Source organism: Caecibacter sp. AF58-12pH5A (assembly GCF_027681725.1).
GTDB lineage: Bacteria > Bacillota > Negativicutes > Veillonellales > Megasphaeraceae > Megasphaera > Megasphaera hominis.
In genome coordinates, this window is the sequence record NZ_JAQDBC010000028.1 from 24,725 (window position 1) to 36,069 (window position 11,345).

Genomic DNA, 11,345 nt, shown 5'->3' on the forward strand with positions numbered 1-11,345 from the left:
TTCCGTGCAAATCCATGGTCAGAAAAAAGTCCCCTCAGCTTTTGCCTGCATTTTTCTGATTTAAATATTTTTGTATTGAATTAAAACATACCTATGCTATAATAGTGAAACAGTTCAGGCTGTTTTCTTATGGAAAGCCCTTTAGAGGGCCCTTCAGCCAACGACTGTACATAGATATTATAACTTTCATTATAATGTTTTTTTTTGGTTTTTACAATCTTTCACCTGTAAACCACGGAGGGTAATCATGAAAGCCCAGGAAGAATTTAATCTCAAAGAGTTTTTGATTCCGTACGTTGCTACGCTCATAGGCAGTATCATCGCTGCCATCGGTGTAACGGCGTTTTTTGTTCCCCATCATTTATTAAGCGGCGGTATCAGTGGTATTTCTATTTTAGTTTACTACCTGACGGGACTCCCTATTGGCCTGGGCATGTTCATTCTGAATATCCCGATCATGATTGCCTGCTACAAGTTCATGGGCCGGCAATATACGATTTTAAGTATTGTCGGTACTATCATCATGTCCATCTCCTTTGATGCGACAGCCTTCTTATCGGATATGACGATCATCAAGGATCCTATGATTTCTTCCATTACAGGCGGTGCCGTAAACGGCCTGGGCATGGGTATTATTTACAAATACAACGGCAACAGCGGCGGCCTGGACGTCGTCGGTGCCATCGTAAAGAAATTTTACTCTATGGAAATGGGCAACGTCGTCATGGTCCTGAATATGGTCATCCTCATTTTTGCCGCCTACCTCTTTAGTTTGGAACTGGCCGTCCTCACCTTCGTCGGCGTCTATATTTCCGCCTTTGTAACCAACAAAGTCGTCGTCGGCCTAAAACAGCGCAAAACGGTCATTATCATTTCCAACCGGGCTGACGTCATCGCCCCGGTGCTCATGCGCTATATCGGCCACGGTGCTACGTACCTCCACGGCCAAGGTGCTTATACCATGCAGGACAAACAGATTATCTACGCCATTATCAAACTGACGGAAGTAGCCCGTGTCAAGCAGCTGGTTAACAAATTGGATCCCTTGGCCTTTATGACCTTTAGCGATGCCTCTGAAGTCGTCGGCCAGGGCTTTACCCGTCCGGCCGCCAAGCAGGGCCTGCCGCCGAATTCATCCATGTCCATGCCCCATACGAAAAATACGTTGCCACCGGAATATTAATCCATTCCAAAATCGCTAAGAGCAGCCCCAGCGGAGCTGCTCTTTTTTGTCTATTCGCCTCATTGCTGTTTTCAGAACCGGCACCTGTACATCTTCTCCTGGTCAGGTTCAATTGCGTTCCAGCGGCTTTTATGCATATTTTTTATTACGTGTTAATGGTAGTCCTGGTGTTTTCTAAGAAAAAAAAGAACAGGTCAGGGATTTCCCTGCCTGCTCTTTTTTTTGGTTCTTTGTCAAATGTAGTGGTAACCTTTTCTTAAACTATCAAAGTAACCATGGAACCGAATCATGCGAGATCCATGATTCGGTTCCTAAATCGTTTGAAGTTACGGACCCCAAAGCTGATGCGTTTCAAGACTTTTATCTTATTGTTACAGCCTTCTGTGTAGCCATTGGACCAAGGCAGGCACAGGGCATTAATAATATAATCAAACCAGTCCGTAAATGAAGTTAATAAGGATTTAAACTCTGCCAGGCCCGCCTGGCGAACCTCTTCGAGCCATGCTCGCAGTTCCTTTATTACTTGGGCACGTCCGTTTGCTTTTCGGACCCAGTAAAAGCTTTCCTTCAACCGGTAGGCCGTTCGCAGATTCTCTGAACGCGACAAGATTTCTTCCAAACAAACCAGTTCGTATTCTGTCAAAGAACGTCCTGCCTTAGTCAGAATTCGCTTATTATGCTTTAAATAGCGGCAATGGCTAGGGAATTCTTTTTGCACACGCTTACGGAACCGTTCCATGGCCCACAATACCAGTCGGGTCACATGAAACCGATCGTTGACGATGGCAGCGTTAGGAAATACGGCCTGAATTACCATGCGAAACTTATTCGCCATGTCTATGACGACCCAATGCACTTTCTTTCTCTGTTCGATTGGAAAGGTTAAAAAGTACCGGATTAGGTCTTCGGTCTTATCATTAGGCAAAATATCCAGAATATCATGGGTTATCGGATCAGTAAGAATCGTTTGAAAGCGCATGCCACCCGCATTTCCCCTGAATTCATCAATAGATAAGATCTCCGGCAACACGCGCATCTTAGGACATTCTATACGATCAAAATAGCGTATAGCTGTAGTAACCGAGGCAAGATATCTGCAGGCAATGTCCGAGAATGTCTGTTTAGACCGGCACTCTTTTACCATTTGCAGGATAATCTTCTGGCTTTTGCGTTGGTATCGCTGGACGAAAGACAATGGCTCAGCAAAGCTATGGTGGCAATGTGGGCAAACGTAGCATCTTTTTCGGAAATGTACATACACTGGCCGGTCATTCAGAAATGTAAGTAATACGGTTTGATCACGATATCCTTTTATTTTGTCAGTCATCGTCTAACAATGCGGACAGGAATGCTCTTTGCGGGGAATTTCCAGTTCTAAGATATCGGATTCATCCGTTACCTGAATAGAAATTACAGTGGCATCTTCAAAGAGAGAAATTTTTCGATATAATTAGATTCGGACATAAGACATCTTCCTTTCTGTTGGGTTTGGTCACTTTAATAGTAAAGGATGGATTATCTTATGTCCATTTTTTAATCCAAAAAGGGGTTATGACAGAAGGTAAAATTCTGTCATAACCCCCACATTTATTATAGAGCCTTTTTTTCTGCTTATAATCGATTCTTTTCCCGATAAATGACCCATTCAGCAATATTGTTGGCATGATCGGCCATGCGTTCAATATACTTGACGATAAGGACGTAGGCAATGTACTGCCGCGAATGGTCAGGATCGATCTTCACCTTTTCCGAAATCTGCGCGATCAGCCGGTTAAAGGCTTCATCTACGATATCATCCTTGTCCTTCATGAGATCGGCCTGTGAACTGTTTTTCCCCTTGTAGAAATCGAGCACATCACTCACCATGGACGACATGACGGCGTACATTTCCATGAGGCCTTCCGGCTGGTCAACAGGATCACCATATTCCTTCAAATGAAGAATATAGTGGCTGATATCGGCACAGTGATCGGCAATGCGTTCCATATCAGAAAGGATTTTCAGCGTTGCCATGAGGTTACGCCAATCCGTAGCCACCGGGTTTTGCAGCATATCAATGGTCATATCCTTTTTCATGCATTCCCGTACGAGGGCATCGATTTCATCGTCGCCTTCATAGATTTTTTTCGCCAGTTCTACGTCCATCGTCGCCAAAGCCTTAGCCGTTTCGCTGACTGCCTGTTCTACAGCCAGACCCAAATTATCCAAGCGGCTCTTGAGCTCGCTAATTGCAATATCGTATGATTCCAAAATGGTACCTCCCTGTGATCAGCCGAAACGGCCAGTAATATACGCTTCCGTCTGCGCATTAGACGGCTGGGTAAACATGTCCACTGTATCGTTGAATTCAATCAGCTCACCAAGCAGGAAGAAGGCTGTCTTATCAGAAATACGGCGGGCCTGTTGCATGCTGTGTGTGACGATGACGATAGTGTAGTCTTTTTTTAATTCCAGAGCCAGGTCTTCAATCTTCTGGGTGGAAATCGGATCCAGTGCTGAAGTCGGTTCGTCCATGAGAATAACCGACGGACGGGCAGCCAGGGTACGGGCAATGCAGAGACGCTGCTGCTGGCCGCCGGAAAGACCTAAGGCACTTTCATTCAGACGGTCTTTCAGTTCATCCCAAATGACGGCCTGACGCAGACTTTGTTCGACAATTTCAGCCAATTCCTTTTTATTGGAAATACCTTGAATACGCGGGCCATAGGCAACGTTTTCAAAAATGCTCTTCGGGAACGGCGTCGGCTGCTGGAAGACCATGCCTACACGATAGCGCAAGGCCAGGGGATCGACTTCTTTGAAGATATCCTTCCCTTCGAACTGGATTTTACCGGTAACGCGGCAGCCTTCTACCCAGTCATTCATGCGGTTCAGCGTTTTAAGAAAGGTAGATTTACCGCAACCGGAAGGACCGATGAGAGCTGTAATATGATTCTTTTCAATATTCATATTAATATTTTTCAGCGCCTGCGTCTGGTCATAAAAGAGGTCCAGGCCTTCTACAGAAAAGGTATATTCTGCATCGCCGGCGGCTTCCTGAGAAACGTGTACGGCTTCCTGTTCAGTAGCTTTAGCAGCACCGGAGCCAATCAGCGTTGTTGTCATTTCAGTCATTATTTACTTCCTCCCATTTTCTTATCAATTCTCCAGCTGAGCCAGCGTGCGGCCAGGCTGAACGAAACAACCATTATCATGAGGATTGCCGACGAGGCACTGGCCATCTGTACGGCATCGGGATGCAGAGCTTCTGTACGCAGGGCCCAAATGTGCAGGGCCAGCGTTTCGCCCGGACGGAAGGGATTTAACGGACACGAGCTCGATGTAATATCCCAGTTCGTCCAATCGATATCCGTCGACATACCGGCTGTAAACATGAGGGCAGCAGCTTCACCGAAGCCACGGCCGGCAGCCATGATGAGACCCGTCATAATACGGGGAAAACAAGCCGGCAGCAAAATATTCCAAATGGTCTGCCAATGGGAAGCACCCAGGCCCAGGCTCCCTTGACGGTAGCTGTCCGGCAGGTTGCGCAGGGCATCTTCCGTAACAGACGTAACTAACGGCAAGGTCAGGATGGATACGGCCAAGGCACCGGCAAAGAGGTTCCACTGGGAACCGGTCATGACGATAAAGGCCAGGTAGCCAAAGAGGCCGACGACGATAGATGGCAGGGATGCCAAGGTTTCAATAGCCATACGTACCCAATGAGTCACTTTGCCGTTGCCGGCATATTCGGCCAGGAAAATCCCGGCAGGAATGCCTGTAATCATACTGCCGACGAGAGCCAGAACGACGAGGTACACCGTGTTAAAGAACATATCGCCCAACCCATGGGGGCCAAAGGAGAGCATTTCCGGCGTCATACCTTCGACACCCTGTATGATAACGAAGCCGACAAAGGCGACGAGCAGGACGACGGCAAAGCCGGCACCGCCGACAAACAAGGCGGTCATAATGGAATCAGAACGTTTCTTTTGTGCTAAGCTGGTCAATTTATTTTCCTCCCTTCAAATCCGATGCGTGGTTGAGGCGATGGATCAGGAAGATAAACAAGAAGGACAAGAGGAACAAGGTCAGCGCCATCGTCCAGAGAGCTGCGCTGTATTCGCCGCCTTCCATAGCACCGCCCATATCCGAGGCAATGGCCGTCGTAAGCGTACTGGCCGGCAGGAAGAGGGACGTCGGAAAGACTTTCATCTGGCCGATAACCATGGCGACAGCCAGCGCTTCCCCAAGGGCACGGGCCAAGCCTAAGATGATACCCGTAAAGATACCGCCTTTGGCAGCAGGCAGAACGATATGGGCAATGGTTTCCCAGCGGGTAGCACCCAGTCCGTACGAGGCTTCACGCCACGTTTTCGGCACAGCTGCCATGGCATCTGCTGCCATCGTCGTAATGGTCGGGAAAATCATGACCGCCAGGACACAACCGGCAGCCAGGACGGAGAAACCGAAGGGCATGGGGAAAATAAGGCGCAGGAACGGCACGAGAACAGTCAGGCCAATCCAGCCGTAGACAACAGAAGGAATCCCTGTGAAGAGTTCGACAGCCGGCTGAATCAAGCGGCGTGTGCGCGGCGTAGCGATCTCTGTCATAAAAATAGCGGTAGAAATACATAAAGGCAGGGATAAAACGAGAGCCAGGGCACAGGTGACGAGAGAACCGGAAAGGAACATGGCCGCTCCTACGTGACCGCCGCCTTCTGCCGTATCGCTCGGGTTCCAAACGCCAGAGAAGAGGAATTCTCCCAGACTGTGGTGAAAAACAAAAAAGGTATCCGTGCCCTTGAGGAGCAGGAAGGCACCGATGAGAAAAGGTACCAAGGCCGTGCCTATGCCGCACATGGTGATGAGAATACGTGCTGTTTTCTCATTCCTGTGGGCCCGGCGGACAGCTAATGCGAGTGCGTTTATCATTATTTATTCGAACCTCCATATAAAGTACACGGCCCCGCAGGGAGAGCCCCGTGAGACCGTGTCTTCCCGGAAAACAATCTGTTGCACGCCATATGTATTTAGCGCTTATCCGATTGCTTCACTCTTAGTGAACTTCTTTAGTCTGCATCTTGCTGCTGACACCATAGCCAAGTTCTTCGATGCGCTGGCCATATTTGTCGGAGAGGATGTAGTCGATGAACGATTTAACAGCCGGTTTCGGATCCTTGCTGGTGTAAATGTGTTCATAGCCCCAGACGGAGTATGTGCCGTTATATGTATTTTCCAGTGTCGGAGCTACGCCGTCGATAGCGATAGAACCAACCGTCGAATCGTTGATCAGGTACGGCAGGGCTACGTAGCCGATAGCACCCGGATTCTGGGCAACACTCTGGACGAGGATACCGGAGTTATCTGTTTCCAAAGACTGGTTAGACGCTTCTTCGGCACCGTTAAGGGCATACTGTTTGAAGAGAGCACGCGTACCGGACGTTTTCGGACGGGTTACGAGGACAACCTTTTCATCCGGGCCGCCAACTTCTTTCCAGTTGGTGATCTTGCCGGTGAAGATATCTGTCAGCTGCTGACGGGTCAGGGATTTGACCTGGCCGGCAACGTCTTTGTTAGCGATCGTAGCAACCGTCATAACGCAGACTTTGTGATCTTCCAGTTTATCAGCCTGATCTTTGCTCAGCTTCGTATCAGCCGGTACATCGGAGTTGCCCATATCGACAGAGCCATCAGATACCTGTTTCAAGCCTGTACCGGAACCTCCGGCATTGAGGCTGATCGATACATCTTTATGTTCAGCTTTATATTTTTCTGCTGCATCTTTCACTAAGGGCAGCAGAGCCGATGAACCGGAACCGGTAATGCTGCCGGATACGGCCTGCGTCTTGGCATCAGACTTGTTTGCATCGTTGGAACTGCCACAACCGGCAGCACCAAATACCATCATGGCAGCCAGACCCATCAAAACTAATTTCTTCAAATTCATCGTAAATCGTCTCCTTTTCCTTTAGTGGAATCGTATGTGTATGTTTAATTGCATACCTATCGTAACAAGGCAATGTAAGGAGTCTATGTGGCCAAAGTAAAGATTGCGTCAAAAAAAAGAGGCTGCAGCCAGGTCTAATCCTGGTTGCAGCCCCATATACAGGCTTTTTTTGCCAGCGTGCACAAAAATTTATAGATTAGTAATGCTTACTGCAAGTGAAATCCACCGATTATCTTCTCCGGTACAGAAATAGCTATAGCGCCTAAATACACTACCATGTGCAATTCCTCCCGGAGGTTATCGCAGCCGTGCCGCCTTATTTGCCCGTATATAAGGGCAGTGTCGACGCCGCATAGGGCATGACTGTAACCGTATAGGAGGCTTCTTTTCCGTCTTCCGTAAGCAGCCTTCTGGCGATTCCCCAGGCCTCGTCCATACTGAGGGCCGGAATCTGGCCGCTCTTGCGGATGACATGGAAGTACTGCGGTTCCGTAACGATGATGACAGCCTTCAGCTGCCTGATGATGCAGCGCGTCTTGTAAGCAGAAAAAGCAGGAATCGTAAAATGCTGCTTCACTTCTGTCAAAACCTGGGACAGGTCGTCACGGAAAAACCAATCGGCAAAGGACGCCGGTTCATACATATCTTCGCAGGCCATAGCCAAAATCAGGATACCGCCGGGTTTAACGGCAAAGACGGCATTCATATGAGCCTTTGTTGCCTGGTACATATTGATATCCTTAGGATAGCCGCCAGCTGAGCCGATGACCACATCGGCCTGCGTTGGTATGGACACACCATCGAGGGCTAAGAGCTTTTCACAGCCCTTCTGCCAGGCCGTATCCCAGGCGCCACTGACGACATCATATAGGCTGCCCGAGGCCGTAAAAACCAAATTGAGCAGAAAATGAGGCGGTACGAAGGCAGCGCCTTCCATCATGTCTTCATGAATGGGGTTGCCCTGCAATTTGCCGGCATCACAGTTATGGTTCATACCATCGGCCTCATCATCGCTCAAGGCCAGGGCATGGTTAGCCATAATCGTGTCATAGCCGGCAATACCCGGCAGGATCGCCTTGCGGCCGCCGCCAAAGCCGGCCATATCATGAAAGGAAATACCACCCGTAACAATGAGCGTATCCGCTTCGACAGCCAGCCGGTTAATGCGTACCTGGTTTCCCCGGGACGTGACACCTATACTAAGCAGCTGTGACTCGTCATGACAATCATGCTGTACAATATAGAGACGCCGTACCATATCGGCGCCACAAACAGCTTCCGTTTCTTCCCGCGTTTGCTGCCGGTGTGTGCCTAACGCGATGAGCACCGTAATCTGTTCATCCTGTACGCCCATGAGATTCAGTTCTCCCACGAGAATACGCAGCATGCGATCGGTATGGACAGGCCGCGTAATATCACTGACGACGATGACCACCGTACCACCGGCCTTCACGCATTCCCGTAAGGGCCGGCCGGATACAGGCTTATACAGGGACTTACGGATGGCTTCCTCTTCATCGTGCACGGCCTTCACCTGGGGACTATCGAGATACAGGAGCACATGCTCTTCGTCCAGGCTGAGACGTTGGTTTGTCGTGCCATATGGAAATGTATAGGTCTTCAACTTTCTCTTCCCCCTTGCTGCTTCTTTTACCCGTTCTGCTCGCGGTAAGCCGGAAAGGACACGGTAATCTGGGTGCCTGAGTTTTCCTTGCTGGTCAAGGTAATCCGGCCTTGATGCTGATCAACAATGTGCTTGACAATAGAAAGTCCCAGACCACTGCCTTCGATCTTGTCCGAATGGCTCACATCGGCACGGTAGAACCGTTCAAACACGCGTTTTTGCTTGTCTTCAGGAATGCCGATGCCCGTGTCGGTTACCTGGAGCAACACGCGCTGGTCTTCTTCGCGCAGGGATACGTACACATGGCCGCCGGGACGATTATATTTCACGGCGTTGTCAACGAGATTGACGACGACTTCCCGCAAACGTCCTTCATCTCCCCATACGGTGACATCTGCTAAGGTGCAGTGTACAGTGATCTGTTTATCCAATAAGACCGGCTCCATAAAGCTGGCTACATCCTGGACGATGGGTTTCAAATGAACCGCTTCCATAGGTTTGCTTTGTTTTTTTTCTTCAATCCGTGTGAGATGCAAAATCTCTTCAATCATCCCCAGGAGACGGTTGGCTTGTTCATAAATCCGCGTACCGAAATGCTGTGCATCTTCATGACTTTTGAACATCCCCGCCGCCAGTACTTCGGCAAAGCCCCTGATAGATGTAAGGGGTGTTTTCAGCTCGTGAGACACGTTGGATGTAAATTCCCGGCGCAGCTGTTCCCGCCGTTCCCGTTCCGTAATATCATCCAAGATAAAGAGCACGCCATAAAAGGTATGATCTTTATAGACCGGCTGTACGGTCAGCTGATAAAGGGAATCTTCCATGGCAAAGCGCTGCTCCGATGCCGCCTCAGACGTACCGGCCTGCCGGATCAGCTCCCAGTCAATTGCCGTAAATAGGGACGGTAAATCGAGGCCCGATACAGTCAGATTTTGACGCAGATCAAGGACGGACTTGGCACACTGGTTAATGACGAGAATTTTATAGGACGGATCGGTCAGAATGACACCTTCCTGCAAATTTTCCATCATCAGGCGGATTACATTCCGCTGCTGTTCCAGTGTCTGGATCGTATGGTTGATGACTTCACTTTGATCGAGAATCTTTTGCACGAGCGGCCGCAGCTCCGAATAGACAGGCGGTACTTTGCCGCGTATATCTTCAGGCGAGCCGATATTTTCCATGATCAATGCCGTCCGGCGCAAAGGTGCCAAAAGGCTGGTCGTCAACATCCGCGATGCTTTGATACAAGCCAGGGAGGTCAATGCCAGCAGCAAGAGCAAGAGCGGCAGGAGGGAAAGAAAATGCATATACAACGAGCGCCGTTCTAAGCTGAGACGCAAGATCGTGCCGTTATCCAAACGGACAGCCTTGTAGTACAGTGTCTTTTCCAGCGTGCTGGACATACGCACAGAAGAGCCCTTCCCTTCTTTGATGGCTTCCTGCACTTCCGGCCGTTCCAAATGATTTTCCATGGCCTCCTGATCATAGTCCGATTCATACAAAATATGTCCCGTCGAGCCAATCCAGGTAATACGCATATTGCCCTTTTCATTCTGTCCTGTCTGCTGCAAATACTGGAGCGGATCATCCACCTGTTTGAGACTGGTCGTCATGATCGTAACGGCATTGTTCAGTTCTGTCATGGCCTGTTCTTGTGCCGAATGCCAGACGACCCAGCTGTAAATCAAAATGGTCACGGCCATACAGGCAAAGCCCATAGCCAGCAGGCTGAGATAAATACGTCGTTTCATACCTATTCGCCCTTCATGACATAGCCCAGGCCACGGACAGTGAGAATGAAGCGGCTGGCATCACCTAATTTCTGCCGCAGGCTGCGGATATGCATATCGATCGTCCGCGTTTCCCCTTCATAGGAAAAACCCCAGACGGCCTCCATAATGCGTTCCCGCGTAAGAACAATATTCTGGTTGATCAGCATATAGCGTAACAATTCAAATTCTTTCACCGTAAGCTGGCACGGTTCTCCGTCGACCATTACTTCATGGCGTTTTTCATTTAGGCTGATCGGGCCGCAATTGAGCGTATCTTCCTCTTCCTCCTGTTGCCCACAGCGCCGCAATACGGCGTGGATGCGCGATGTCAGTTCAACAATCCCAAAAGGCTTTTTGACATAATCATCGGCCCCCTTATTGAGGCCCTTGGCAATATCAAATTCACTGGTTTTTGCCGTGAGAATAATGATGGGCAAGGATTTATAAGCTGTCTGACTGCGTAATTTCTGTAAAATATCCATACCGCTTTCACCGGGAAGCATAATATCCAGCAAGAGCAGGTCCGGCTTTTCTTCTTCTAAGGCCTGCCAGAATTCCTTGCCGTCGGCCATGGTCTTAACAGCAAAGTGTTGACTTTCCAAGGCATAGCCTATTAACTCGCGGATACTAGCGTCATCTTCTACACAATAAATTAAAGCCACTATAATTCATCCTCTCTTGTATGTGCCTACAGTATCAATTTTACCTATACTTAGTATTAGTATAACATGCGATTCTCCGACAAATAAATATGAAACCCGTAAAAAATCGGTAAAAAAGGGGATGTGACAAAATGAGAAATCATTTTGTCCACATCCTCTTTTTATTTGC

The 11,345-nt window shown here is 48.9% G+C and carries 10 protein-coding genes; 1 reads left to right on the forward strand and 9 read right to left on the reverse strand.

From position 1 onward, the window contains the following. Nucleotides 1–247: 247 nt before the first annotated feature. Nucleotides 248–1,183 (forward strand): YitT family protein, encoded by a 936-nt coding sequence (locus tag PGX44_RS10825; RefSeq protein WP_186503559.1) that lies wholly within the window; start codon nt 248–250, stop codon nt 1,181–1,183. Nucleotides 1,184–1,469: 286 nt separating this feature from the next. On the opposite strand, the gene PGX44_RS10830 is transcribed toward PGX44_RS10825, so the two are convergent. The 9 genes from PGX44_RS10830 to PGX44_RS10870 all read right to left on the reverse strand — a co-directional run bounded on the left by PGX44_RS10830 (nt 1,470) and on the right by PGX44_RS10870 (nt 11,176). Continuing rightward, nucleotides 1,470–2,510 (reverse strand): ISL3 family transposase, encoded by a 1,041-nt coding sequence (locus tag PGX44_RS10830; RefSeq protein ID WP_498855385.1) that lies wholly within the window; start codon nt 2,508–2,510, stop codon nt 1,470–1,472. Nucleotides 2,511–2,794: 284 nt separating this feature from the next. Then, nucleotides 2,795–3,433 (reverse strand): phosphate signaling complex protein PhoU, encoded by a 639-nt coding sequence (phoU, locus tag PGX44_RS10835; RefSeq protein ID WP_498855386.1) that lies wholly within the window; start codon nt 3,431–3,433, stop codon nt 2,795–2,797. Between the two features lie 18 nt (nt 3,434–3,451). Beyond that, entirely contained in the window at nt 3,452–4,297 is an 846-nt protein-coding gene (gene pstB / locus PGX44_RS10840; RefSeq protein ID WP_498855387.1) for a phosphate ABC transporter ATP-binding protein PstB, read from the reverse strand. Beyond that, nucleotides 4,297–5,175 carry a phosphate ABC transporter permease PstA gene (pstA, locus tag PGX44_RS10845; protein WP_222433648.1) on the reverse strand — a complete coding sequence of 293 codons (879 nt, stop codon included), beginning with the start codon at nt 5,173–5,175 and terminating at the stop codon, nt 4,297–4,299. Before pstA ends, pstB begins: the two co-directional genes overlap by 1 nt. 1 nt (nt 5,176) lies before the next feature. Continuing rightward, entirely contained in the window at nt 5,177–6,100 is a 924-nt protein-coding gene (gene pstC / locus PGX44_RS10850) for a phosphate ABC transporter permease subunit PstC (protein ID WP_498855388.1), read from the reverse strand. Nucleotides 6,101–6,224: 124 nt separating this feature from the next. Next, complete coding sequence (locus PGX44_RS10855) at nt 6,225–7,115, reverse strand: phosphate ABC transporter substrate-binding protein (protein ID WP_186503562.1); 891 nt, start codon at nt 7,113–7,115, stop codon at nt 6,225–6,227. Between the two features lie 316 nt (nt 7,116–7,431). Next, nucleotides 7,432–8,739, reverse strand: a complete 1,308-nt coding sequence (gene larAH10 / locus PGX44_RS10860; RefSeq protein WP_498855389.1) for an NPN-dependent 2-hydroxyacid racemase, LarAH10 family — start codon at nt 8,737–8,739, stop codon at nt 7,432–7,434. A gap of 26 nt (nt 8,740–8,765) precedes the next feature. Beyond that, nucleotides 8,766–10,493, reverse strand: a complete 1,728-nt coding sequence (locus tag PGX44_RS10865; RefSeq protein WP_498855390.1) for a sensor histidine kinase — start codon at nt 10,491–10,493, stop codon at nt 8,766–8,768. A 2-nt stretch (nt 10,494–10,495) separates the two neighbouring features. After that, entirely contained in the window at nt 10,496–11,176 is a 681-nt protein-coding gene (locus tag PGX44_RS10870) for a response regulator transcription factor (RefSeq protein ID WP_498855391.1), read from the reverse strand. Nucleotides 11,177–11,345 lie beyond the last annotated feature (169 nt).